At 39.3% G+C, this 25864-nt stretch carries 30 protein-coding genes; 8 read left to right on the top strand and 22 right to left on the bottom strand.

Annotated elements, in window-relative coordinates; genetic code table 11:
- Positions 1-32 precede the first annotated feature (32 nt).
- The 4 genes from HMPREF3002_RS03080 to yghU form a co-directional block, all read right to left on the bottom strand.
- Positions 33-1124, bottom strand: a complete 1092-nt coding sequence (locus HMPREF3002_RS03080; RefSeq protein WP_070665219.1) for an NAD(P)/FAD-dependent oxidoreductase — start codon at positions 1122-1124, stop codon at positions 33-35.
- Positions 1125-1130: 6 nt separating this feature from the next.
- Positions 1131-1928 carry a Nif3-like dinuclear metal center hexameric protein gene (locus HMPREF3002_RS03075; RefSeq protein ID WP_070665217.1) on the bottom strand — a complete coding sequence of 266 codons (798 nt, stop codon included), beginning with the start codon at positions 1926-1928 and terminating at the stop codon, positions 1131-1133.
- Positions 1915-2604: a tRNA (adenine(22)-N(1))-methyltransferase gene (locus tag HMPREF3002_RS03070; RefSeq protein ID WP_045759623.1), complete on the bottom strand. Its 690-nt coding sequence runs from the start codon at positions 2602-2604 to the stop codon at positions 1915-1917. The genes HMPREF3002_RS03075 and HMPREF3002_RS03070 overlap by 14 nt, the downstream gene beginning before the upstream one ends.
- A gap of 270 nt (positions 2605-2874) precedes the next feature.
- Entirely contained in the window at positions 2875-3663 is a 789-nt protein-coding gene (gene yghU, locus HMPREF3002_RS03065) for a glutathione-dependent disulfide-bond oxidoreductase (RefSeq protein WP_070665215.1), read from the bottom strand.
- A 136-nt stretch (positions 3664-3799) separates the two neighbouring features.
- Here yghU and add point away from each other — a divergent pair, with 136 nt between their 5' ends.
- Positions 3800-4819, top strand: a complete 1020-nt coding sequence (gene add, locus HMPREF3002_RS03060; protein ID WP_049522801.1) for an adenosine deaminase — start codon at positions 3800-3802, stop codon at positions 4817-4819.
- A 323-nt stretch (positions 4820-5142) separates the two neighbouring features.
- Here add and HMPREF3002_RS03055 read toward each other — a convergent pair whose 3' ends face one another.
- The 18 genes from HMPREF3002_RS03055 to HMPREF3002_RS02970 all read right to left on the bottom strand — a co-directional run bounded on the left by HMPREF3002_RS03055 (position 5143) and on the right by HMPREF3002_RS02970 (position 18937).
- Entirely contained in the window at positions 5143-5826 is a 684-nt protein-coding gene (locus HMPREF3002_RS03055) for a DnaD domain-containing protein (protein ID WP_049472318.1), read from the bottom strand.
- A 9-nt stretch (positions 5827-5835) separates the two neighbouring features.
- Positions 5836-6780: a homoserine O-acetyltransferase MetA gene (gene metA / locus HMPREF3002_RS03050; RefSeq protein ID WP_024055870.1), complete on the bottom strand. Its 945-nt coding sequence runs from the start codon at positions 6778-6780 to the stop codon at positions 5836-5838.
- A gap of 101 nt (positions 6781-6881) precedes the next feature.
- Positions 6882-7394: an adenine phosphoribosyltransferase gene (locus HMPREF3002_RS03045; protein WP_003007878.1), complete on the bottom strand. Its 513-nt coding sequence runs from the start codon at positions 7392-7394 to the stop codon at positions 6882-6884.
- A 159-nt stretch (positions 7395-7553) separates the two neighbouring features.
- Complete coding sequence (locus HMPREF3002_RS03040) at positions 7554-8147, bottom strand: TipC family immunity protein (RefSeq protein ID WP_049522802.1); 594 nt, start codon at positions 8145-8147, stop codon at positions 7554-7556.
- Positions 8144-10369: a single-stranded-DNA-specific exonuclease RecJ gene (gene recJ, locus HMPREF3002_RS03035; protein WP_070665213.1), complete on the bottom strand. Its 2226-nt coding sequence runs from the start codon at positions 10367-10369 to the stop codon at positions 8144-8146. Before recJ ends, HMPREF3002_RS03040 begins: the two co-directional genes overlap by 4 nt.
- Positions 10370-10616: 247 nt before the next feature.
- Entirely contained in the window at positions 10617-11915 is a 1299-nt protein-coding gene (locus HMPREF3002_RS03030; RefSeq protein ID WP_070665211.1) for a hypothetical protein, read from the bottom strand.
- Between the two features lie 278 nt (positions 11916-12193).
- A complete protein-coding gene (locus HMPREF3002_RS03025) occupies positions 12194-12871 on the bottom strand; it encodes a hypothetical protein (protein ID WP_070665209.1) in 678 nt (225 codons plus the stop codon).
- 173 nt (positions 12872-13044) lie between these two features.
- Entirely contained in the window at positions 13045-13434 is a 390-nt protein-coding gene (locus HMPREF3002_RS03020) for an ArpU family phage packaging/lysis transcriptional regulator (protein WP_070665207.1), read from the bottom strand.
- A 37-nt stretch (positions 13435-13471) separates the two neighbouring features.
- Positions 13472-13864, bottom strand: a complete 393-nt coding sequence (locus HMPREF3002_RS03015; protein WP_070665205.1) for a hypothetical protein — start codon at positions 13862-13864, stop codon at positions 13472-13474.
- A 2-nt stretch (positions 13865-13866) separates the two neighbouring features.
- The gene (locus HMPREF3002_RS03010) at positions 13867-14247 is read right to left on the bottom strand and encodes a replication protein (protein WP_070665370.1); all 381 of its coding nucleotides are present in this window, start codon (positions 14245-14247) and stop codon (positions 13867-13869) included.
- A 46-nt stretch (positions 14248-14293) separates the two neighbouring features.
- Positions 14294-14902 (bottom strand): hypothetical protein, encoded by a 609-nt coding sequence (locus HMPREF3002_RS03005; protein WP_070665203.1) that lies wholly within the window; start codon positions 14900-14902, stop codon positions 14294-14296.
- Positions 14903-15519: 617 nt separating this feature from the next.
- On the bottom strand, positions 15520-16983 hold the full coding sequence (locus HMPREF3002_RS03000) for a VapE domain-containing protein (RefSeq protein ID WP_070665201.1): 1464 nt from the start codon (positions 16981-16983) through the stop codon (positions 15520-15522).
- Positions 16980-17492, bottom strand: coding sequence for a hypothetical protein (locus HMPREF3002_RS02995; protein WP_070665199.1), 513 nt, complete (start codon positions 17490-17492; stop codon positions 16980-16982). Before HMPREF3002_RS02995 ends, HMPREF3002_RS03000 begins: the two co-directional genes overlap by 4 nt.
- Entirely contained in the window at positions 17489-17764 is a 276-nt protein-coding gene (locus HMPREF3002_RS02990; RefSeq protein WP_070665197.1) for a MerR family transcriptional regulator, read from the bottom strand. Before HMPREF3002_RS02990 ends, HMPREF3002_RS02995 begins: the two co-directional genes overlap by 4 nt.
- A gap of 100 nt (positions 17765-17864) precedes the next feature.
- Positions 17865-18149: a hypothetical protein gene (locus tag HMPREF3002_RS02985; RefSeq protein WP_070665196.1), complete on the bottom strand. Its 285-nt coding sequence runs from the start codon at positions 18147-18149 to the stop codon at positions 17865-17867.
- Entirely contained in the window at positions 18149-18319 is a 171-nt protein-coding gene (locus HMPREF3002_RS02980) for a hypothetical protein (protein WP_256263412.1), read from the bottom strand. The genes HMPREF3002_RS02985 and HMPREF3002_RS02980 overlap by 1 nt, the downstream gene beginning before the upstream one ends.
- An 11-nt stretch (positions 18320-18330) precedes the next feature.
- Positions 18331-18582 carry a hypothetical protein gene (locus tag HMPREF3002_RS10855; RefSeq protein WP_141754480.1) on the bottom strand — a complete coding sequence of 84 codons (252 nt, stop codon included), beginning with the start codon at positions 18580-18582 and terminating at the stop codon, positions 18331-18333.
- A 166-nt stretch (positions 18583-18748) separates the two neighbouring features.
- Entirely contained in the window at positions 18749-18937 is a 189-nt protein-coding gene (locus tag HMPREF3002_RS02970) for a DNA-binding protein (protein WP_070665190.1), read from the bottom strand.
- 160 nt (positions 18938-19097) lie between these two features.
- On the opposite strand from HMPREF3002_RS02970, the gene HMPREF3002_RS02965 reads away from it, so the two are divergent.
- From HMPREF3002_RS02965 to HMPREF3002_RS02940, 7 genes are all read left to right on the top strand, one after another.
- Positions 19098-19769, top strand: a complete 672-nt coding sequence (locus HMPREF3002_RS02965) for a helix-turn-helix domain-containing protein (RefSeq protein WP_070665188.1) — start codon at positions 19098-19100, stop codon at positions 19767-19769.
- Positions 19770-19820: 51 nt separating this feature from the next.
- Positions 19821-19964 (top strand): hypothetical protein, encoded by a 144-nt coding sequence (locus HMPREF3002_RS11170; protein ID WP_176745558.1) that lies wholly within the window; start codon positions 19821-19823, stop codon positions 19962-19964.
- 36 nt (positions 19965-20000) lie between these two features.
- Positions 20001-20537, top strand: a complete 537-nt coding sequence (locus HMPREF3002_RS02960) for a hypothetical protein (RefSeq protein WP_070665186.1) — start codon at positions 20001-20003, stop codon at positions 20535-20537.
- Between the two features lie 23 nt (positions 20538-20560).
- Positions 20561-21376, top strand: coding sequence for an EbhA (locus HMPREF3002_RS02955; protein WP_070665184.1), 816 nt, complete (start codon positions 20561-20563; stop codon positions 21374-21376).
- A 337-nt stretch (positions 21377-21713) separates the two neighbouring features.
- Positions 21714-22694, top strand: a complete 981-nt coding sequence (locus HMPREF3002_RS02950) for an Abi family protein (protein ID WP_083312643.1) — start codon at positions 21714-21716, stop codon at positions 22692-22694.
- A 60-nt stretch (positions 22695-22754) separates the two neighbouring features.
- The gene (locus tag HMPREF3002_RS02945; protein ID WP_070665180.1) at positions 22755-23921 is read left to right on the top strand and encodes a site-specific integrase; all 1167 of its coding nucleotides are present in this window, start codon (positions 22755-22757) and stop codon (positions 23919-23921) included.
- Positions 23922-24447: 526 nt separating this feature from the next.
- Positions 24448-25864, top strand: a 1417-nt coding sequence (locus HMPREF3002_RS02940; protein WP_141754479.1) for a Cna B-type domain-containing protein, incomplete at its 3' end; no start/stop codon positions are given.

Genomic DNA, 25864 nt, shown 5'->3' with positions numbered 1-25864 from the left:
AATAATTGAGAGGCTAGGACTTTTGTCCCAGCCTACTTCTTCACATATTGTTCAACTGGATAATCCGCTGGATCTAAGCGCAGGTTTCCTCCTACCACGAGTTGGGCCAGGTGCCAACCAATGAGGGGACCTGTTGTGAGGCCAGACGAACCAAGTCCACTGGCGACATAGAGGCCTGCTTGATCAGGAACAACTCCCCAAAATGGTGAAAAGTCACTGGTGTAGGCACGGGTTCCCACGCGCTCCCCGATAACTTCGGCTTGAGCTAGTTCTGGATAGTAGGCCAAGGCTTCTATTTCCATCTGATTTAGCAGAGCTTGATCCACCGTCAGGTCAAAGCCCATCTCATTTTCATGGGTGGCTCCCATACTGATCTTTCCATTTTGGAAGGGAATGATATCCAGCTCTCCTTCTGGCATGACCACGGGATAGTCATCGGTAACTAAGTCTAGCTGATAATCCCGCAATTGCCCCTTTTGCGGACGGACATCAACTTGGTAGCCAAGTGGTTCGAGGATTTGCCCCAACCAGGCTCCTGTTGCCAGGATGACTTGGTCATAGCATTCTCCTGCAATCTGATAACCATCACTTGAAACTGAGAGAGCAGCCTCTTCCTTGATCACTCTTGCCTCACTTGCCTGAAGAAGGGTTTCCGTGAGAAGGGCTCCCTCTACATGAGCACCACCTGATGCATAAAGGAGCTTCTCAAAGCCTTGTAGACCTGGGAATTGCTCACTGACTTCTTCTTTGGTCAAAATCGCCAAGTCTCCAATCAAGGGAGATTCTTCCCGACGGCTCAGTGCCAACTGATAGAGTTCGTCTAATTTTTCCTCATTTTTCTTGAGGAGATAGACGCCGGTCTGCTGGTAAAAATCTGTTTTAATTCCGTCCTTGGCCAGGTCTTCTACCAATTCTTGGTAGAAATCAGCCCCCAGACGAGCCAGGCGATACCAGGCCTTGTTTCGCCGTTTAGAAAACCAAGGGCTAATAATGCCTGCCGCTGCCTTAGTTGCTTGGCCGACTCCATGGTCATAGACGGTCACATCCACTTGTACTTCTTTGGATAAATAATAGGCTGCAGTAGATCCCACGATCCCTGCACCGATAATGGCAACTTTCATCATGCCCCCTTAGATATGGTAAAAAGGATTGGTGCTGGCTTGACTGCCAATCACTTCAATCTCCCAGGCTTCTTCAGCCTTCCACTGATTGAGCTTTTCTACTAATTTTGACACAAAAAGAACCTCGATATGGTGTCCCGGATCCAAGGCCAAGAGCCCATCACTCAGCATGTCCTGAGCCGTGTGGTAGTAGATATCTCCTGTGATATAGACCTCTGCTCCCTTTGCGAGAGCATCCTTGTAAAAGGACTGGCCACTTCCTCCACAAATGGCGACGTGCTCGATGACCCGTTCCAAATCTGCCTGGTCATAACTGACTATGCGCAAAGCATCTAAGCCAAAGGTTTCTTTAACCTTGCTAGTCAACTGTCCAAAGGTTTGAGTAGCTACCCGACCGATGCGACCAATTCCGAGCCCTTCTCCCGTCATACTGAGGGGTTCTGTATCTTCAATGTCCAAGAGCTGGCAGAACCAATCGTTGAGACCATCTGGAACAATGTCAATATTGGTATGGCTGACGTAGACTGCGATATCATGCTTGATCAAATTGATATAGATCTGATTTTGAGCCCGATCAGCTACCAAATCCTTGATGGGACGGAAAATCGGCGCGTGCTTGACGATGATCAAGTCCACCCCATGAGCGATAGCTTCCGCCACCGTCTGCTCGCGGATATCTAAGGCCACCATGACCTTATGGATGTCTTTTTGCAAAGTGCCGACCTGTAGCCCACGGACATCTCCGTCCATGGATAGTTCCTGAGGACAGTAGGCTTCATAGCGTTTGATGACTTCACTTGCTAACATGTAGAACCTCCTTGATTTGTGAGATGCGCTCTTCTAACGATGCTCTGGCCGATTGATTTTCAGCTGGGACCTGCTCCAAGGCAAAGGCTAATTTCTCTACTTCCTTGGACCACTTTTGGACAAAGGCTGGAGCTTGTTCCCGCATCAAATAGGGACCAAAACGCAGTTCCTTGGCTGTCAACTCTTGAGAACCCTGTTCCACCACGAGGATCTCATAGAACTTCTCATTTTCTTCCAAGATCGCTTCATCAACAATGTGGAAATCATGGTCGACTAACCAAGCCCGCAGTTCATCTTCACGATTATTGGGCTGTAGGACCAAGCGAGAGACATTGGCTAATTTCTCAAGACCTGCGGCTAGGATGTCTGCAATCAAGCGTCCTCCCATACCAGCAATGGTGATACAGGAAATGCCGTCTGCTGGTTCAAAGGCAGCCAAACCATTGGCCAGGCGGACCTCAATCTTGTCCTCTAAACCATTATCGGCGACATTTTGGAGGGCAGATTGATAAGGCCCCTCTACCACTTCACCAGCAATAGCAGCCTCAATCTTGCCTTCTTGTAAGAGGGCGATTGGCAGATAAGCATGGTCACTCCCCACGTCCAACAGACGAGCTCCAGCTGGGACGAAGCTAGCCACCAAGTCCAATCGATTTGATAATTTTGTAAATTCCATGTGCTACTTTCTATACTTTTATTCCACCCTTTAGTATACCATGTTTGCACCATTAAAAAAAGGCGCAACGGCGCCTTGTCTATTATGGAAAGGTATTACTTTAGACTTTCCTTAGGTGAGTCCGGACGTCAGCGAACTTCTTCAAAGTTCCATGACTAAGTTTTGAGTCTAATGTCTCAAAACTTCCGGGCACATGAAACTTATACGTTTCATGTGCTATACTCACGGCGGAAACTCTCGCTATCATCCTCAACAAGCCGATATTAGACTTTAGTCAATTTCCTTATAGTCTACTTCCAAGCCTCGTTGCACTGCTGGGCGATTGGCAATTTTCTCTGTCCAAGCTTGCAGATGCTTGTATTCCTTCACATCTAAGAAAATTCCTGCACGGTCCCAGACCTTGTCTTGGGCTAGACGGCCATACCAAGACCAGATGGCGATATCTGCAATGGTATAGTCATCTCCTGCGATATAAGGTTTAGTGGCCAGTTCCTTGTCCAGTAGGTCCAATTGACGTTTGGCTTCCATGGCAAAGCGGTTGATGGCATACTCGATTTTCTCCGGCGCATAGTGGAAGAAATGACCAAAGCCTCCCCCTAGAAAAGGTGCTGCACCCGTCTGCCAGAAGAGCCAGTTGAGCACTTCTGTCCGTTTAGCCCGATCAGTCGGGATTAATTTGCCAAATTTCTCGGCTAGATACAGGAGGATATTAGCTGATTCAAAGACACGAATGTCTTGATCGCCTGATTGATCTAACATGGCCGGAATTTTCGAGTTAGGATTGATGGCTACAAAGTCACTACCAAACTGATCTCCCTCACCAATCTTGATCCGATAAGCGTCATAGCCTGCATCCACTCCCAACTCTTTGAGTTCCTCCAGCATAATGGTAGCCTTGATTCCATTGGGTGTTGGAAGGGTATAGAGTTGGAAAGGTTGATCCCCTTTTGGAAGGGTTTGTTCAAAGCGGGCACCTGCTGTGGGTTGGTTCAAGCCACCCCAAGCTCCTCCCATTTGGCTCGGTGCTTTCCATACTTCTGATAATTGATAGTCTGACATCTTTTTTCTCCTTTATTTCGCTACTCCTAGCATATCAAATATCGGCCTCCCTTTCAAAGATCTGCTACGCGAAGGCTACTTGACTTTTTTTGCCAAAATGATAGTATAGAAAAAATACAATTTTAAGGAGAAAACCATGTCCACGATCGATTTTCATAGTTTGGCAAAGACAGAACTTCACTGTCACTTAGACGGTTCCTTATCGCTTCCAATCATTCGCCAGTTGGCAGCTATGGCCCATATTGACCTACCTGCTAGCGATGAGGAGCTCAAGCACCATGTCACTGCGCCTGCCCACTGTGAGAATCTTTTGGACTATTTGGAGGCATTTGACTACATTCGGCCCCTCCTTCAAACTAAGGAAGCCTTGACGCTTGCTGCTTACGATGTGGCCAAGCAAGCTGCTCTGGAAAATGTCGTCTACATCGAAGTCCGTTTTGCACCAGAATTGTCCATAGATCAAGGACTCACTGTTCCAGAAACTATCGATGCTGTCTGTGAAGGACTGCGCCAAGCCCAGGAGGAATTTGGCATTGTCGCGAAAGCCCTCGTCTGCGGCATGCGCCAGTCGGATCAAGAACTCACCTCTCGCATCCTGGCAGAAGCCAACCAAGTTAGTGATCAAGATTTTGTCGGTTTTGACTTTGCTGGAGATGAGCACAACTACTCTCCAGAAGATATTCGACCTCTAATCGAGCAAGTCAAAAGTTACCATCGGCCCATGACGCTTCACGCAGGTGAGTGTCATTGCCCACACTTTGTTGCCCAATCGATTGCATTTGGCATCAAACGCAATGGCCACGTGACGGCTCTATCTCATGAACCAGCCTTACTCCAATCCTTTATTGAAAATGGGGTTACTGGTGAACTCTGCTTGACCAGCAACTTACAGACAAAAGCAGCGCCGACTTTAGAGGATTTCCCTTATTTGAAAATGAAGGAAGCAGGTGCTCGAATCAGTATCAATACCGATAACCGGACTGTATCTGATACCGACCTCACCAAGGAATACGCCCTCTACCATCAGCATTTCCAAACCAAGGAAACTGACTTTTACCAGCACAATGTCGATGCCATCCAGGCTTCCTTTGCTAGTGAGGAGGAAAAACAAGAACTCCTTAGCAAACTAAAAAAAGCCTACGCGGACTATCTATAAACGGATTAGCTTACATTTGATTAAGCAATCGTTTTAGATTGAAGACAGTAACTTATTAGAAACTTTCCTTAGGTGAGTACGGACGTCTGCGAACTTCTCCGAAGTTCCAAGACTTAGTTTTGAACCTAAAGTTTCAAAACTCCCGGGTACTTGAAACAATAGTGTTTCAAGTACCATTCTCACAGCGGAAAGTTCCAATACATCCTAATATTGCTCTAAAATCCTCATATTTCTTCTATCTTCGCGAAATTATGCAGGTTATTTCATTCAAAAGAAGTTTGTCTACATTCAAAAACTAGCACTTTTATAAAGTGCTAGTTTTTTTAATCTTTCCACAAATCCATGGCCTTCAAGAAATCGTCTGAAACTGTCACATTGCGTGGGTTGGCTTGTTCGCGTTCTTGTAGTTTCGCCTCTACTTGGGCTAGACTGTTGATGCCTTCACTGCGCCAGTTGCGTAAAATGGCTTGGATATATTTCCAGTGAGGCTTGCCGTTAAAGACAGCTTCTCGTAATGCTGCCTTGATCACATCTGGATCTGTCTGATCCTCGCGCACAGTCTTGGTCAGGTCTTCAATCTCAAAAGGTGTCAAGAGTCGTCCCAGTTCTTGTTGGAAGGTTTCCACCAAATCCTTGATGACATTTCCCTTAGCGGGCGCGCTCTGTGCCTTCCCTTGTAATTGGGATTCTAAAATCTCATCCAAGCGCTCCAGGGCAATGGTCGCATCAAAGATGGCTTCAATCTCGCCATTGAGCTCAATGGTCCGGTACTGAAGGAGTCCCTTGGTGGTCAGATTGGACATAATCCGATTGACCTCTGTCACCGTTTTTCCTAGATGACTAGCAATCTGATTGGGAGTTAAGGCCTCTTGGCCAGTCGTATTTTGAAGGAAGAAAAACTGCCAAACCAAGTAATCATCTGCTTGGTCAAACAATTCATGATAATGAAAAAGCAAGGCACTTGGAAGAACCAAGTTGCCATACTTAAATGCTTGTGAATATGTCATAATTCCCCTTTATAGGTAACCATAAAATGAAATATCTTTTTCCAATTCTTCCAAGCGGTAAGGTGTTTCTTGATAAACCGCATAGTTGATCCAATTACTAAAGAAAGTCGTCGCAGCTAGATTCCAACGAATGCGAGGCTCTGTATTAGCGTCATCCCCATCAAAGTAATTCTTGGGAACATCTGGATCCAAGCCCGCCTTGACATCTCGGTGGTATTCTTTTGCCAGCGTATCGCGATCATATTCCAGATGGCCAAAGCTATAGACCTCACGCATGTCTGGACTAGCAATGATGGAAAGCCCAACTTCATTTCCCTGAGCGATCACTTGAAGATTGCTCTTTTCAAGGACTTCCTTCAAAGGAATATCTGTATAGCGAGAATGAGGGGCAAGGAAGCGATCGTCAAATCCTCTCATGAGCAGACTATCGGGACGCACCACTGCTTGGTCATAGATGCCCGATAGCTTGTCACAGAGCTCTACTTTTTGAATTCCGTAACGGTGGTACAGTCCAGCCTGGGCTCCCCAACAGAGGTGCAGGGTAGAAAAAACATGACGCTTGGCCCATTCAAAGACCTGGGTCAACTCTTCCCAGTAGTCCACTTCCTCAAAGTCCATCTTTTCGACAGGCGCCCCCGTCACAATCAAGCCGTCATAGTAATTATCCTTGATATCCTCAAAAGTCTTGTAAAAACTCTCCATATGCTCGGCCGCTGTATTTTTAGACTTATGGCTCGCCATATAGAGGAAATCTACATTGATCTGCAAGGGCGTATTGGCCAGGAGGCGTAGCAGTTGAGTCTCAGTTGCTTCCTTAGTCGGCATGAGATTCAAAATCAGAACATTTATAGGACGAATATCCTGGTGAGTTGCTCGAACATCATCCATGACAAAAATATTTTCTGAACGAAGGATATCGACTGCTGGTAATTTTTTATCTAGAGTAATTGGCATAAAAAGCTCCCATCTTACAAGTTCTTAACTAACATTATATGATAGGAGCTTATAGTTTTCAATTATGGTTTTTCTGTAGCCAGTTATAGTATTAGACTATATTAGTAATGCATCAAGACTTTGTAGTCGTAATCGCCGATCGCTTCGCGACCTTTCAATTCATCCAACTCGATCAAGAAGGCACACCCTGCAACGACGCCACCGAGTTTTTCGATCATTTCGATGGTTGCTTTAACGGTACCACCCGTAGCCAAAAGGTCATCAACGATGAGGACGCGTTGGCCTGGTTTGATGGCATCTGCGTGCATACAGAGGGTATCAACGCCGTATTCTTTTTCGTAGTCAGCAGAGATGACTTCACGTGGCAATTTACCAGGCTTACGGACAGGCGCAAATCCAATTCCCAACTCAAAAGCGACCGGACATCCAACGATGAAACCACGCGCTTCAGGACCAACGATCATATCGATTTTCTTATCTGTCGCGTATTGAACGATTTCACGAATCGCATAACTATAAGCATTGCCATCTGCCATCAAAGGGCTGATATCACGGAAGGTAATTCCTTCTTGTGGATAGTTTTCAATGCTTGCAATGTAATCTTTTAAATTCATGGTTAACTTTCTTTCATAAAAATTTTTTTACATTCCATTATATCATGAATTCTACTAACTTGCATCATTTTTTGCCAAATCATTTTCCCAAGCTCCCGCGTCAAAAGCAAAAATCCCACATCCGAAAAATGATGTGGGATTGAATTCCAAAAAAACTTACTATTCTTCTATGAATTTATTGTACTCGATTTTCATATCTCCCAAGTTTTTCAGGGAATATCGGGAGCTTCCATTTTTGAACCAGGTACCAAGGATGTATTGTTCAGCGACTTTCTTACTTTGGTCTCGAAGCCAAGCACGGTCTTTGCCATAGGTAGCAAGTTTCTCAAGGAGTTGCTGGCCCTCGTAGGTAGTATCTTCTTTAGAAAGGTAGACCTCCTTCTGAAAAAACAGCTTTTTTGACGAGTCGTATTTAAATATAAATCCGAGTGTCACACCTTTTTCCAATTTAAAATCATACATATAGGTCCAGTTGGGAGTTCCTCTAAACATCATCACGGACAAGTCTTCGTTTCCATCAACAATTCCTTTTGAATAATGGTAGGTTTGAAATCCCTCATCTTCTTTCCAGATACCATCATTTCCTATCGTTTCTGTAAAGGGCTTAAACATCACATAGCGCATCAAGCCACCATTTTCAGAGTAGACAATCTCATCCATGGGATTTTTTAAACTCAGGTAGATTCCTAGCCAATAAAGAGCTAAAAGCAGGAAGGGGCTGAGCCAGAGAAACTGTTTTAGGTGTTTTTTCATAAGGTCTGTCCTGTCAGATAGTCATAGATTTCACGAACCGTCCCAAGGGCCATCAACTCCTGCTCTTTCACCGTTTGTTTGAGTTTTTGGTAGATGGTGCTTTCAGCGATTTCCCGTTTTTCTGCTTCTTTATTGACCTTCATGACCCCATTTTCAATGGTCACAAAGCCCAGCTCTTGGAAGATCTGGATCATTTTGACCAAGAGGATCTGCTGGATCTTGAGATAGGCTGCTAGGTCTTTCAGTTTGTAGCGGACATCAAACTCTGGGTACTGGTAGATGGTCTTATAGAGCTTGGCATACTGGTCCCTGCTACCGTAGCCTGTTAGATAGTAGGCTTTGGCGATCTCATTTTTGAAATAGACGGCTTGCAAATCATGCTCTTGGAAGATTTGCCGTAGTTGCTCTATATCCTCTGGGATATTTCCAACCACCACAGCGGATGCCCCAGATAGATCTGGCAATTCTTTAGTAAAATCCAGAACGGGAACACCTGCGGGGAGGCTGACATTTTTAGAGCGGATATTAAAGAGCTGCACGCCGTCCACACGCGCATCAACCAACATGAGCTGAAGGGTTGTTTGGCCATTCCATTGGTTGACCGACAACTGCACGGCTAGCTCTAGGTCTTGCGCTTGCGCAAACTCTGCCTCTAAACTTCCCAAGCCAAAGGCAACCACCTCAAAGGTCGCATCTTCTTGAGAGATCTTGAGTTTCAAGTGGGTATTGCCAGCTCCCATCGAGCGTGCCCCTTCTACCTTGAAATTACGGACCAGAAAGACTGGTTTTTTATTGTCCATGCCAAAAGGACTCAAGCGATCAAAGCTCTTCAAGGTCTCAAGCGTTAGTTCTGTTAGATGCAGTTCCTCGTCGATGGCTAAGCTAGACTTGCTGCTGAGATCAATCTCTTGTTCTGCAATGTAATCCGTAAGGGCCTGAGACAAGGCAGGGAGTTGGTCCACATCTAAGGTCATCCCTGCTGCACCGGCATGCCCGCCAAAGGCGACAAAGAGCGACCGGTGGGGATCGAGGGCATAAAAGATATTGACCGACTCAGGACTCCGAGCGCTTCCTTTAGCACGCCCATCTTCGATGCTTAAAACAACTACTGGCTGATGAAGCTCTTCTAATAGACGGCCAGCTACAATACCAAGGACCCCTGGATTCCAGCCTTCCTTGGCCAAGACTTGGGCGGACAAGCTTGGATCGACCATGGTTTTTGCTTCATCGTAGATGCTTTGAACAATCTCTTTTCGTTCTTCATTCTTCTGATGAATCATGAGGGCAATCTCGTGCGCCTCTTCATCGTCAAAACCGGTCAGTAGTTCGATAGCTGGATTAGGGTCATCGAGGCGGCCAAGGGCATTGAGACGAGGAGCAATCTGAAAACCAACCGTTTCTTCATTGACATCCTCCGGACGAATCCCTGCGATCTCCAAGAGTTCCTGCAAGCCCATCCGCTGGCTATGTTGGAGAACACCCAGACCGTATTTGACCAGGATCCGATTCTCATCTGTCAGGCTGACCATATCAGCAATGGTCCCAATTGCTACCAGGTCTAAGAGATCGACTGGTACTTCCTCTAGGAGGGCACAGGCCAACTTAAAGGCCACACCACATCCTGCTAAATAATGGAAGGGATAATCCGCATCTGGATGCTCCGGATGAATGATCGCATATGCATCCGGTAAAACCTCTGGCATAGAGTGGTGATCCGTCACGATAACATCAACTCCCATCGCTTGGGCCATGGCAATGGCTTGATTGCCCGCGACCCCATTGTCCACCGTGACAATCAGGGAAATGCCTTGCTGCTCGATAAAGTAGTTGTAGACACTCTCATTGGGACCATAGCCGTCTGTGAAGCGGTTGGGTAGGTAGACTTGCACCTCTGCACCCATCTGCTCCAAGGTTTCCTTCATAATGGAGGCCGATGTCATCCCGTCCGCATCATAGTCTCCGTAGATGAGGATCTGCTCATAATCTTCGATGGCCCGTCGGATGCGCCCCACTGCCTTGTCCATATCATGGAGCAAATAAGGATCATGTAGCTTCTCTAGTTTGGGTTCTAAAAAGTCTTCTAAATCCTCTTTGGTTTGAATGCCACGCTCATACAGCAAGGTTGCTACGGACGCTTCTAGGCCTGCTTTTTTGGCAAGGGCTAAAAAGGCCTCATCTGCACTTGGCGAAGCTAACTGCCAATCGTATTTTGAAGTGATCATCTAGCTTTTGGTCTCCTCTTTTTCTTATCTGAATATTATATCACATTGCATAATATAGTTGAAATTAATTCGTAAAAGCCCCATAAAATAAGCATTTTCGGCCTATCGACTATTCAATTATACCGACTTAAACAGTTCACAAAGTTCCTAAAAAGTTCACAAAAAAATTGACCCTAAAAGGATCAATCATTTACGAGTTCAGCAGGCAAGATCTAGCACCCTCACACGGTGCTTTTTTTATATGTTATTATTCCTCTTGTTCTCTCGGGTGGTTTTTGTCGATCTTTTCAGCACATTTATCCATCTCTATAATATCTTGTTCACTAAGTTTAAATTCCATTTCCAAGGGATCTATAATCTCTATTTTTAACTTAGCACCCTCTTTGTTATTAACATAATCAATAGTTCTTAAACAAATTTTACAAGGATATTTAGTAACTAAGAGTTCTATTTTCTCATCATCTCCAAATTTTAGCGTATACATCTTTGCAATTAACTTTCGCTCGCAACAAGTAAACATTCTGTTTAAATTCTCATTTGAATTTTTATATTGAGAGTAGTTGATATATAAGTCAGGATTTATATAATATCTAGTATCAGGGGAAATTGAAACATACTCTACATCCCCTCCTAATAATTGCGCTAAAATATCTACAACTTTTTGTAAATTACTGCGATCTACTCCATTCACTTTTATACTATCATCTTTAACCCCATTTAAGGTCATATAAATGATATTATTTTTTCTTACCGAAGCATAGCAGTTTATTTTGTTTTTCTCAAATTTTTCGAGTTTTAATTTAGTGATTTCATCAAAGTATAGACTGGCCATGTCATATTTAGCAAACACTGTCCCTATTCTATTTAAATCTACTGTATTTAAACAGAATAAACCTGATTCAGTTCTTCTTTTATCATTATCCAACTTTGAAAGTATTCCAGTACTTATCTCGAATAAATATTTCCAAGGATAATCCTCTAAATTAATTATTTCTTCAAAAAAAATATCATTAATACGATCAGTGTTTCTATAAAGAATTCTTAAAAAAATAATATTTAGAATAGCTAGTTTTAAAATTAATTTTTCATTTTGCGAAAGATATCTTTCATATATGTCCTCTCTTACCTTTAATTTCCGATAACCGTAAAAAAGGACTTCTAGCTCGAATTCTTTTGCAAAGTGAAACAAATCAACAAATTGCCAAAAATCGAGAACGTCATTATATAAAAACTCCCTATTTTCTAAAATATCGCTCAATTCGTTCTGGTAAAACAATTTCAGACTTGAAAGTTTAGCATAATTATCTGAAACTTCTCTAATTATTTCATTATCAATACTTTCATTCAAGTATCCACTGGCATTCTTATGCAATGCTTCTGACGTATAAAAGTCTACTATTATACTTATAAAATCAAGTTCTTTATCAAGAATTAACTCCTTATCTACCTTCACTCCTTCTTCTGCATTTTCATGACTGTAAAAAATCCATGGAGAATCAAGTTTTTCCTTTAGTTTTATGATTGGTTTATCTTCTTTTCTTTCCATAATACCCTCAAAATTTCAAACTATACTTCATTATATCACATCAAAACAATAAGGAAAAATAAAGCTATAAAAGCACGCAAATATAGCATTTTGGGGTATTTCAGTCATTGATTAGATTGTATTAAACAGTTCACAAAAAAATACCCCGTAGGGTATCTATCATTTACGAGTTCAGTAGGCAAGATCTAGCACCCTCACACGGTGCTTTTTTTATCTTCAAAAATGGTAGGCTACCGCGCACCAAAAATGGGTACTCGATGTCCTACCACCTAGTTAAATTATAGTGACGCTCTAATTTTACCTGTTTCTAACAAATGTATAGTTTGAACAACAGATTGATAACGTGCATTTGATTCAATTGAATCTAGACTACGTTGCATAACTTGTTGATTATATTCAACTCTCTCACGATGTTTCTCTTCTGCAAGTAAATTTGCTGCTTCCTTAAATGTATCAGCTCTATAAGTTTCCAAATAACTGTACAGCAGATATAAGTCGTTTTTGTTAAAGTATGTTGCTGGAATCATATTCTTATATGCGAGAAATTTATCATCTTGAAGTAGTTCTATTCCTCTTTGACGATAGACATTAGAATTATCGTTATAAGCTGCTTTATTATATGATTTTTTCGCAAAATGCGTAGAAATAACATTCACTACCATCAAGAAAGGCGAAAACATAAGCCAAAATAAAACAAATGAAATCCCTCCAGCAATAATAAATTGTAAGAAAGTAATTTCTGCACCCTGTAAGATGCCTATCAGAAAACAGATCAATATAAAACCAGCAACTGCAATATTATAGAGAGTACGAATCTTATGATAATTCTGCATACTACTATTATATGCATTCTTTTGTTCTGACGCTATAGCAGCTTCCAAATCCGACACCGTCTTTAATACTTGGAAGCAATATCCAAACATATCAATAAGCTGTTCCCTATTATAAGTATTCACCCTAAATTCTCCCTAATTAGTTTTATTTTCATAGATATTATATAGTTTATTTTTAATAAAGTCTATAGAAATCCTAATTTAATTTAAATTAATTTATAATTACTACATATAGAGAGATTGCATGTATAAAAAGCCTTTTCTTATACTGAGACAATATATACCCCGTCTTTATTTTAACGTGTCCCATACAATTCGATATTTGAGTTTAAGCACCAATGATCTATAAACTCAAGTAAGGCTCTTGCCTTGCGCCTGTGATAGTTACTGCTTGAAATAGAAAGTATGTCCATTTGTTCATAAACAGACACCTTTTTTTGCCCAATAAAGCTCATTTCTAGGATACGTTTATCAATTGCTGATGAAATACCCTCAATAGCTTTTCTAATTCGATTTACCTCGGTTAAAGCCATGTTTTGGCGCTGATTTTGTTGATCTATGCAACTATCAAGTAAATCGCCTGTTAGATAATCAACCCCAGCTATTCTACATAAAGAGCGATATTGACACAGTACATTTCTAGCAAGCTCCTTTTTGTTCCTTTTTTCTTCCTGCCCTATATTCATGTTTTGCCTCCTTTTCAAATACATTTACAAATAGGGTTCAGGGGCTTGTATTTTTGTAAGAGTCAAGCCATTCTTTTCTTGATATTGTATGGTATGGATCAGATTCATCATGATTAAGGGAGTTGATCCCCTTATTTACACGAATATAATCCATTCTATCTTCCACAGTTGGAAAGAATATCATCTCTTTAAAATCATCTGAAATGGTTCTACGTTCCCAGCTATCATCTATATTATCGAATATGATGATACTATCATCAGTAAAGGTTCTTAATACTGCTAAGGCTTCATAGTCTAGATAGTCCTTGCCGTTTACATTGATATACTCAATCCCTTTATCTGATTCAGTTATCAAGACAAAACCACCCGTTTTCATCTTGTGTATCTGTTTTAGCTCATCAATTTTCTTTAAAAGCTCTCTTTTATTCAACTCTAAATATCCTTATTGTCTATACTGATAACTGTTTCCAATTCTTCCAGCTTTTCTATAATTGCTTCATTTTCGTATGCTTTATAGGCAAACTCAAGAATAGTCCTCGCTGATTGTTGCCGTGCATACGGGCTTATAGTTGGATCATTCATGATAGCTGTTAAGACTTCCACAGCGTCCACAGCCACACTATTCAGCCTGCTTGTAGCCTGTTCCATTGCTTGGCTTCTCATCTTGCGGTATGCACTTCTTACCGTGGTTTTAGCCATGTAACGCTGTGCAGTGCGTCTAGAGATTCCCACTTTCTCGCAAGCCTTGCCCATATTTGGGGCAAGCATTAAAGCCGTCAGGAACTTTTCTTCTTTTAACGTTAATTCTTCCATGCCTACCCCCTCTCTATCGGACATTCTGAGGCAATTTCAGACAATTTTAAAGCCCATTCTCTTCAAAGAAACGTCCTACAGCCGTTTCATTAAGCTCTAAACTCAATTCCGCAGTGACAAGTAACATATTATCGCCATTAATTAGAAAATCTTTGTGATAGGTTTTAGCTTGTTTCTTCAAAAACTCAGCTAAATTTTCGGTACGATCTTTATTATTGTATTTCTCAAAATCAAAGAATGTTAAATCTGTATGGGATTTGGCGATCTCACTTAACTTTTTAATCGCTAGTGGTTTGTTCTTGTATTTCTCTAGGTACTGTTCGAACTCTTCCCATGAAATATCCTTTGTACTTTCAAGTAACATCAATTCAGCCACATCATCAGCAGTCACGCTATTCTTTTCTGATTTGAGTTCCTCAAGTTGTTTGGTTTGTTCCTGCTCGATATCAGACATGATTTTATCGTAGGTTTTCTGTGAGTACGCTTCTCCCTCGCTCTTGAGGTCAGCTAGTTCGATTTGTGCTTGTTTGCTCCCTTTCATGCCCTCAGCAACCTCTTTTTTTAGTTTATCCTGTAACTCAATGTATGAGCGCATATAGTCTACTTTCTTGTTTGCAAATGCTTTGAGTTCGCTCTTAATAGTTGTGAATGTCATCTTTTACCTCTTTCTGTACCTAATCAAAAAACCGAGAATGAACCCTCATGAAGCCTATGCAATCTTCACGAAATGGTACATCCTCGGTTGTTCCGATAGATCTATTTTATTGTTTCAGTCTTTTCGACATAGCACACTTTGCCATGTTGAAAGACTAGTGTCAGTTTCCCATATACGGGAACCTTTACATTTTCTATTATACCATTTTTTATATAAAATAGGTAGCCATCTTCCATTTTTTCGATCAAAATTTTTTCATGCATTTTTATTTTCTCCATTGGTAGGATCTATTTGAGTGGTAGGATTACGGTAGGAACAGTGTCCTACCAATTCCAGCCCGTTATATCAACGTTTTTGGCACTTGGTAGGAAAGTAGGAAGAATTTCAGCAATAAAAATATTATATAAACAATAATACCTATTTAATTCATTAATAAATATTATTATTAAAAATGTTATTATTTTCCTACCGAGTACCTTTTATCCTTAGAGCCTCAAGGGTTTAAAGTGGTAGGAACTTTTTAAAATGATTCCTACCATATATTTCAGAAACCTTGTAAAGCCTTACTCTCTCAATTAGTTAGGGTGGTAGGAATATTTTAATGAATTTTCCTACTCTCATTCTGATTCTCCTACTTTCTGAAAACCTGAGGTCGGAGTTCTTCCAATCTTGATATTTCTCTTGTACTCCCATGCATGTTTCCCCCTCATTGCAAGCCGTATCTTTGCATTTTGTTGCGGTGTAGGCTTATCAATCAGAAAAACCTCTTTAAAAAATAGTGCGATTGACATTTTTTCACGGGGAACTAACTCCCCATATTTTGCTGTATCTATTTTGACTTCTTCCCCGTTACCATTTAAGTAAACTCCATTGTTCATCATCTCATAGATATAATTTCTTCTCAGACCGTCATTGATTGGAGCAAAGTACATTCTTTCAGGGTAAGGAGTTGATAGATACCTTTCAAGTGCCTCTAGTTCATCATCTATGACCTTATAGCGCTCTCTTACGGTGTTTACAAGGTGTTCTTGACTGTCTGACAAGGTTAATGTTTTGTTTGCTCTCCATGCTGTCACCATAGCGCCCCAAAATGCCCTGCGATCCTGTTCGGACCACTTTCTACCTCGGTAAGAGTTATCTTTGAATACCTCAGCAACTAAAAACCTACGTTCCCCTGTCAGATCATTCAGATAATCAGGTTGATTAGTAGCCCTCACAAATACAAAGTTTTTCATCAATCGTCTATCTGAACTTGCGTAAGGTGGGCGAAATTCAATTTTTCTATCAGTCACAAACCGTTTTAACACTTGGAAACTCGCTTTTCTAGTTGCGATCATCTCATCATCAAAAACGCACCAATTCCGCACCATTCGGGCTTTATCGTCTTTTTCTGTGAGTGTATCCACGGTTGTAAAGTATTGATCTGTAAATAACTGCTCAAAAAACTGTGTCTTTCCTACTCCCTGCTCGCCTGTTAAATCTAATACAAAGTCAAACTTTATACTTGGATCAAATACTTTGGCAACTGCTCCACGAAAGAACAGATCAAAGATAATTCGATTGTATTGATTATCTTTCACGTTTAAATAATATCGTAGGATATCAAATGGATCTTTCTGATCTGCTAAATGGGAGTACTCTTGTTCACATTCAAGTAAGAATGATCTCAATGGGTTGTATTGGTTCGATCTAGCTACAACCTCCATTACATCAGCTATATCAGACTTTTTAAAATCAATCTTATACTTTTGGGCAATATACAAGCGAATTTCTTTTATTAGAGCGTCATCAGCAACCCCGTCTAAACGAGTAGCACCGTTTAAATTGATAGAGTTTGAAATATCAATTTCATTTGTAAACTCATTGTATTTTAACTTACCAGCTAACCGAGTATCACGCTCAAGAATTTTTCTGAGATTGTTTAGAATAGGAGCGTAGCCGTCACCCTTTGCTTTTTGGTCAAGGTTTAAACTATTCTGTTCTGTTTCTCTAATCGCTGTAAGATCAGTGAACTCTTGAGTTAGTGCTTGACTGTATCCAGCATTTGTATATGGTTGTGCTTTATTGTTGCCATTGTTCAAATACTCACCCCCTTATAAATTATTTTCATTTCTTCTAGAAAGCACTTTGCAAGTGCCACACGCTTCACAATCGAAGAGAATAGCTGTGTAACCTGCTCGAAGCTATAACCATGCAGGAATAGCAACCGAATAAAAAGCGCTGTATCCTCTTTGGTATAGATTCCATTCGTGATGATATCGAATAACCAGCCATTTAATTCTATTGCTTGATTTTCTCTTTCTTCATTCAGCTTACCAGCCTCTAACTTCTGCAATACTGCCAATGGTTCAGGCTTCATAAGTTTTGGAGAGTTCTTTCTTGCCACTTTCCAATGAGAATTTTTCTGTTGATTATCACACAGTCTTATAGTTATCCCTTTAGTATGAAAGTTTGTCAATCCTGCTCCAATTGGTTCAAAATAAACAAATTTAAAATAGTTTCCATTTTGCAGTACCAAAGTTGGATTATCCTTGAGAAAATCTAATGCTGTTAATTTTTCAGAATGGACAGTAACTTCTATTGTTCTCATTTATCAGCCCCCAAAAAGATCAAGATATCACTTACTTTATAATAGGCTTTTCGTGTATCTTCCAGGGGGGGTTGATATTTTTTTAGCCCCCCCTGGAGTTCCCAACGCTTCAATGTTGCATCTTGTAAACCTAACTCTTCTCTTACTTGTTTTGCACTCATTAAACCAAGCTGACGGGGAATTACTTTAGAATGAGCCTCTAGGTACTTGTTTACCAACTCTAGAACCCCTTGACTTAGTTCTTGTTCACTTTCTTTACTTAAACTAAACATTTATTTTTCCTTTCTAAAATCGTTTTTCCTGCGGTTGCACTTTTGGGAGGTATAATCATACCCCTGTTATATTTCAAGTTGAATTTCACCGATTAAAGGGCTAGTTTTGAGCCTCAAAATCGATCCTGGAGTTAATTAAATTGTTAGTTTGTCCTTTGCGTTTGTTTCTGACAAATGGACTTACTGAAAAATTGTCAAGATCTGAAAGTTTGGCACGAATAGAAACAACTCGCCCAGACTCCTTTTCCTCATGCAATTCTTCAAATGCCTTTGACATTTTCAAAAACTTTGAAATATGCCGTCTTACGTTTGTTTCAATGTACCAAGCATTATCCTGCTCATCGTATCTTACAACTGTTTCCCGTTCCTCTTGCTGGTATGCCATTATCTAGCCTCCATGATCTCAAGCCATTTCTTCATACGTTTTAGCTGTCTTTTGCTGATATATCCTCTTTTCTTGTAAGCTACAGCCCACTCATGGAAACACTCAGCAAGGAAGAATATACTCACGAATGATAGAAAGAAAATACCAACACCTAATAAATCACCAATCATTTTAGATCTCCTCATCTAGCTTGGTAGCTGTCTATATATGCCCGCCGTGCTTCACCCTCCAATGAAAGAAAGTCATTCAATTCATCAAGAGAGAGTTTCTTATGTAAAAAATCAAATAGGATCTGATAAAGATTAGGATCATTCTCTTTCATCTCTTGTACAATTTTGTTAAACCTTAATTGTGCCTGAACCTTTTCCACCTCTTCTAAAAATTCCTCTAATTCTAATTCTGTTAGTTCAAATTCTGTTTTTTCTGTTTCCATTTTATGTACCTCCTGTACAACTTTTTGCGCTCTATACCAAGATATGGTATAATTTAAGTAAATAAAATTTCCTAAAACCTTTACGGCTTGCCTGCTGTCCTGTGTTTTAGTATTTATAGTTAAAAGCCTTATGAGTTTGCCGACCGTTAGGGCTTTTTTGTTTTGTTCAATAATCTTTTGCAAGCCATTCCATTACACTTGCGTAGATCCTCTTTGGGGCTTTGTAGTCACCATTTAAAATTTTAGGTACTGTTCCTGGTGCTACACCAATTTCAGAAGCAAACTCATAATTTTTTAATTGTAAATCTGCTTTTTTGCGTCGCAATGCCTTTGCTTGTTCTTGTGTAACAATCATAAGTGTTCTCCTTTCTACGGCACTAAGTGCCGTTATTTGATTATTATTCTACGACATTTAATTCCGTAAGTCAAGTAAAAAAAATAGATTTTTTTTTAGTTTAGTTTTTTATGGCTTTTTATGCCGTAATAGCTTATAATGTATAATGAAAGGTAAACTTATGAACAGAATTAAAGAACTCAGAGAAGCCAAGGGGCTATCTCAAGATAAATTATCGCAAGAATTGAATATAAATCTAAGAACTATTCAACGGTGGGAAAATGGAGAAACGGCAATTCGTAGAAATAACGCTGAAAAAATTGCTGATTACTTTGGTGTATCAGACGCCTACCTATTAGGATATGACATTGGTACTAAACCTGTTAAAGATATTTTAGGAAACTCAATCCCTGCAGTTGAATTACAAGGCTATGATTATATTGTTTTAGATATTAATCAAGATATTCCAGAAACATTAAACGAGGTTTCCAGATTAAAGTATTGTGTCATTAAACTAATTAAAGAGAAAGACGCTCCTTTATTTACGGGTTTTCGTGCCATAATTACAGATCATGATAGAGAAATTGTTATTGATCCGATAACTGTAGAAACATTTTTTAATGCTTTTGGTCGTACAGACATTCTAATAAAACATGGATATCAATCAGGATCACAAGAGCAATTTAGAGATTTTGATAAATATTTAGGAAGTCGTGAAAGGGAAGATAAAGAGATACTAGGGAATGTTATAAGTGACTGGTTAGATATTCTAAATATTGATAAACAGCACGTCAATATCTCTTACTTTGATAAAGCAATTGCCACCCCAAACAAAGTAAAACTTAAAAAATAAATTATTAAAGGTCTGAAAATATGACTGCCTAATTAGAAAAGAGGTAAGACATTGAAAAATAATGAACTGTTTGAGTGGTTTTTGTTTGCTTGTACGATCCTTGCCTTTAGTGCTATGATTTTTGCATTTCATATACTAGATAAAGAGGGGAAAAAGGCACTCGAAAAGATAAAGAAAAAATCATCTGATAAATAACTAATTCAGATATATGGAGATATTTAGGAGAATAATATGAAAAAGGTAACATTTGCAGCAGTCGCAGCACTCACTCTATTATTGACCGGTTGCAGTCAAAACGAAGAATCTGAACAAAGTCAAGAAGAAACAACCGAGCAAGTAGCTACAGAGCAAAGCTCAGAGAAAACGCAAAAAGAAAAGGCCTGGGAGCTGGTAGACAAGGCCAAAGCCAAAAGCAAAGAAGAAAACCAAGGCGAAGAGAAATATAGAATGGCTACTGGACGGGTAAGCAAGGTTAGACCGCTACTGGATCAGTTTGCAAATTCTTATAAACAATGGCTTGACTCAAGTCAAATGGACGTATACTATCGTAGCGATGGTATGGCTGTAGTGTTACCTGTAGCGTCGTCTGAATTGACAAATGACCAGCTACACCAAAATGTAGACGGTTTACTTAAAATCAAAAATGACGTAGAAAAAACATATAAGATTACTGATAAAGATTTCACAGCGCCACCCCTTTTTGTCTTTGATAAAGACGAAAACCGCCTTGCTTATGAACAAAACGGCTCGATGACTTACGATAAATAATAAATATTTTTAGGAGAAACATTATGAAAAAGAAAATTATTACTACTGCTGTTGTTTTAACTCTTGCTACTGGTGGAGCGGGCTACTATTTCTTATCTTATGCCCCTCACCAAACTGCTGTAAGCCATTTTGAAAAATCTGTAGATACTCTTAATGAGAATAATAAAGCAATTGAAAAACAAATCGCTGATACTGAAAAAATCATTAAAGAAAAAGCTGAACCATTAGAAGCTAAGACTTTAGAAGATTTAAAAACTGCTGTTAAAGAAGCAAAAAACTCAATTCGTAAAGCTCCAAAAATGGAAAGCGATACACAAAAGATCGAAGATCAAGCGAAAGAAATCGCAAAACCTGTTGATTATTCTAGCGTTCAAAAAAATATAACTGAGAAACTAACAGCATATCAAAACAGCGTTAAACAACTAACACAGATTACAAACCCTAAAGCTTCTTTTGTTGAGGAACGATTGAAAGAAGTAGATACAATTCAAGAAGTACAACATGCTACAGAAGAACATGACCCTAATGGTTTATTAAATAAACAAGGTGGCTATACTGCTTCTATCTATTTTTCAGATAGTCAAGTAACCGAACCTGTTTACGGGACTGATATAGTAGATAAAGGAACTGAAGCAGGAGGTTGTATTGAAGTTTATAAAACTAAAGATGAAGCCGAAAAACGTAATACATACATATCTGCATTTGATGGTGGACAATTAAATCCTGGCTCTCATTATGTGTATGGAACTATTGTAATTCGCACCTCAATGCACCTCACTGCTAGCCAACAAAAAGCCTTAACTGAAAAAATTTACAATAAACTAATTGAACTGAAATAATTCTTACAAAATAGATTTTTTCACCTATTCTAAATTCAAAGATTATGTATACCAAACCATAGCAAAACTCAGCATTACTATTTTTCTTTAGGGTGTCCGAAAACTTCGATTAAAACAAAAAAGCGTGTTTTCTCGGTGTTCGCTCGGTGTTCAACAAATCGCCCACTCACCATACAGGGAAGAAATTGAATTAACATAAAATTTTATAAAATAAACGCAAAAATATTGACGAAAACATAAAAATATTATACAATGGGGATACTTAAGGAATAGCTTTCGGAAAAACCTACGGGTCCCGATTGCGGAAGGCATCTCCATTATGAGGAGGTGTCTTTTTTTGGTTCGTCCATTCAAAAACGTACATGAACAACTAAATATTTTACACAATAGAGGACTTAAGTTAACTGATTACCAAAATAATAAACTTTATTTAATGACCAATAATTACTATTCAATTATCAATGGATATAGTCGATATTTTTGGCAAACAACAAATAAGTATTACCCCGGTACTACCTTCGATGATATTTCCATGTTGTATTTTTTTGATAGAGAGCTTAAGTTCATTCTCTTAAAGGCTATTTTGGAAGCTGAAAAACATCTAAAATCAATAACTGCTTATACATTAGCAGAAAGGTATCTGCATAATCCTACGGGTTATTTATCCAAGAAGTTCTATACTTATAACTCTAACAATATAAAACAAAGCGAAGATGTTAAATATTTGGTAAAAAGATTAAAAAAAATCATTTCAAAATATAATAGAGAACCCGGAAACAACCCGATAAAGAACCATCAAAAAAACCATGGCGGGATTCCCTTCTGGGTTATGGTGGAATATCTTACGTTTGGAGAGCTAAAACTGGTAATTAAATATCTTCCAGCAATTCAAAATACAATTGCCAAACGTCATTACACCTTTATTACCGAAAAAATGCCAATACAATCATTTTTTACTGGATATGAACTCTTGTCTTTTATTGAAAACATTTTTGAAATTCGTAATATTTGCGCCCATGATTCACGACTTCTAGATTTCAAATGTAAAAATAACCTTGTCTATTTTCCAACTTTACATGGTCGTTACAACATTCTTCCTACCTCCCCCAGAAGTGATGTATATAATACATTCTTAACGTTACAATGTTTTTTAAGTAAAACACAATATGCAATTTTACATAATACGGTATTAAAACGCCTTTCTTATCTGGACAAGTACCTTTCAAAAAGAGGGTACCCAATCCATACAAATACTATTCTGAGTACGCTCGGTTTTCCTAATAATTGGCATGTGATCACTAAAAAACTACCACAGTAATAAACCATATTCTAAAACCTTTACGGCTTGCCTGCTGATGAATTAGAAAGGTTTTCGATCATGAATATTACTGAATACAAAAAGAAAGACGGTACAACTGTGTACCGCACCAGCTTATATCTTGGTATTGATTCAATCACGGGAAAGAAGATTAAGACAACCATTTCAGCCCGTACCAAGAAAGAAATTAAAACAAGGACCTTACAGGCCAAATTCGAATTTGAAAAGAATGGTGCAACTCGCACCGCTTTTGTTCAATATAAAAACTATAGTGAGTTACTGGATAGCTGGTGGGAAACTTACGCTCCCACGATCAAAACAAACTCTCAAATCGCTATCAAATCACAGATAGAAAAATATCTACGCCCCGCTTTTGGATCATACAAACTAGATAAGTTGACCCCTGCCATTATTCAGCAACAAGTGAATAAATGGGCTAGAGAGTATAACCAAAATAATGGTGGTTTTAAACGATATGGGCAACTTCATTCCTACAATAAGCGCATATTACAGTATGGAGTTTCATTACAAGCGTTAAAGTCCAATCCTGCAAAGGATATACTAGTTCCCAAAGTCAAGAAAGATAAAGGAAAGATCAAGCATTTCACAGATCCAGAATTAAAACAATTCTTTGAATACTTGGATAGCTTGGATCAAAAAAGATTTAAAAATCTCTTTCATGTCACTCTTTACAAGTTCCTACTTGCTACGGGTTGCCGTATCAATGAAGCCTTGGCGTTGGAATGGTCTGATATTGATCTTGATAATGCTGTTGTTCACATTACAAAGACACTTAATTATAGACTTGAAATTAATAGTCCTAAATCAAAATCTAGCTACCGTGATATTGATATTGACCCCAAAACGGTTACAATGTTAAAACAGTACAAACTTAGACAAACCCAAGAGGCTTGGATACTTGGAAGAACTGAAAGAGTGGTCTTTTCAGATTTTATCCATGAATACCCAAACAACCGCACTCTTCAAGCAAGATTAAAAATACATTTTAAACAGGCACAAGTTCCTGACATTGGTTTCCACGGCTTCCGACACACTCACGCTAGTTTGTTATTAAATGCTGGAATACCATACAAGGAACTCCAGCACCGACTAGGACACTCCACCTTATCCATGACAATGGACATATATAGTCACCTTTCAAAAGAGAGTGCAAAAAAAGCCGTGTCAATCTTCGAAACGGCACTAAATAATATCAAAAGTTCCTAAAAAGGAGAACATTTTTCATTTAAAGATACGTTAATTCCTTATATATCAAGGGTTTGACGTATCTTTAAAATATATCTGAATATTATAACATGAAAGGCTAAAATGGCGGGAAATAAAAGGTCGACTTATACAAAAACCAAAATCAACATTTTTCATTATTTTTGTTGCATTTAACTTGACTTATCATACTAAAAGAATATAATAATGATGATAATAATCTTTTAAATATGCAATGGGATGATTATTCTGTTAAAATTTGCAACGTTTATTATCACTTTAACATTATGACGCTTGTCATTTCCCTTGTTTTTCTATCTAAACAAACGTAGTTAGAGGGTTTGAGCTGATTTTGTCGGTGGGTTTGTTTTCTTTTAATGCATAAAGAGGAGCATATAATTCATCGATCTATCCTAAACTGAGGCAGCTGGTTTCATGGAGTAGAAATTAGAAGCCTTTCTATTTTAGGATATATCACTATATAGAAAAGCCTCGGAAAGGGCAGGCAGAAGAAAGGAAATGAGGCCAATTGAAATCTCTTTATAAAAAGATAGTTGCATTTGTAGCTATCATCGGTGTGGTAGCCTTGGGCTTGTCTGTGATCAAACCCGTAAGCGCGGCCACTGTTTCACCAACCGTCACCAACTTAAAGGCCCAAACAAATGGACAAAAGGTTACCTTTTCATTTGACTGGGATTTAACTGGTAAATCAGTTAAAGACGGTGATACATTTACTATTGACGCTCCAGAAGGTGTTAATATCACTGAAATTGCAACTCAATCACTCCAAGCAAATGGAGCTGAAGTCGCAACCATTTCAATGACAAACAAAAAGATTACTTTCACCTTTAAAAAAGCAATCGAATCCATGAACCAAAACGTTAAGGGTGGTTTCTCATACAAAGCAGAATGGGATAGCACACCAGGAAATCCTGGAAATAAGACTGCCACTTCTAAAGTAGGTTCAGAATCAGTTGTCATCACTCGTCCTGATGGACCTGGCGTATTTGAATCTGTTTTGAACAAGTACAACCTTACTGGTGACTATGTAGCTAAGCAATTCAAACTAGACGCTTCTGAAAACTATGCATGGTTGAATGTTGGAGATGACTACTATCTGACAAAATGGTTCATCCGTATCAACGGGGATGGTAAGAAACAAGCTTTGACAAACCCTGTTGTATCAGATAAAATCCAAGCTCCAGCAGTCGATTACTCAAAAATCACTTTTGCTCCTGCTGCTAACCACGCTGCAAATGAATTCTTTGTGGGAACTTACTTGAAACCATCCTTTACATTAAGAAAAGGTGGACAAGTGGTGGCTTCTGGTTGGGACTTCTGGCAACATGTGAAATTCGATGCGGACGGCAATGGATTTACTGTGAATTTATCAGACGTCAGTGATGTCTTTAAAACAGCATCAAGCGATGAATTGATCGTTGAATACCAAACATTAATTCCTAAGACAACCATCAGAGTAGATAACAATGCTACATTGACAGCTGATGAAATCACAACACCTCAAACTGACCCAGCATTCTGGAACAATACAGAATTGAAATACTGGGTTACTGGAGATCAAACAGTTACTGTTCAAAAAGAATGGGTTGGTGATGATGAAGCTGACCGTAAAGATATCACGGTTCAATTGTATGCGGACGGCAAAGCCTTGGATGGGTTAACACAAACCCTTACAAAAGCTTCTGGCTGGAAAGCAGAATTTACGAAATTGCCAGGTATCAAAGACGGTAAGAAGATTGAGTACTCAGTAGTGGAAACAAACACTCCAGAAGGTTACACTTCTAAAGTTGAGAAAATTGATGATAACAACGTGATTAAAGTGGTCAACACATCAAATAAACCAACTACAACTACAACTACAACTACAACCACAACCACTACGACTACTACAACTACGACTCAAGAGCCTACAACCACAACTACTA

Source organism: Streptococcus sp. HMSC065E03 (assembly GCF_001815045.1).
In the GTDB taxonomy this organism is placed as follows: Bacteria; Bacillota; Bacilli; order Lactobacillales; family Streptococcaceae; genus Streptococcus; species Streptococcus parasanguinis_AD.
The sequence above is the reverse complement of the archived record's forward strand: the minus strand, read 5'-3'. Positions and strand labels throughout refer to the sequence as shown.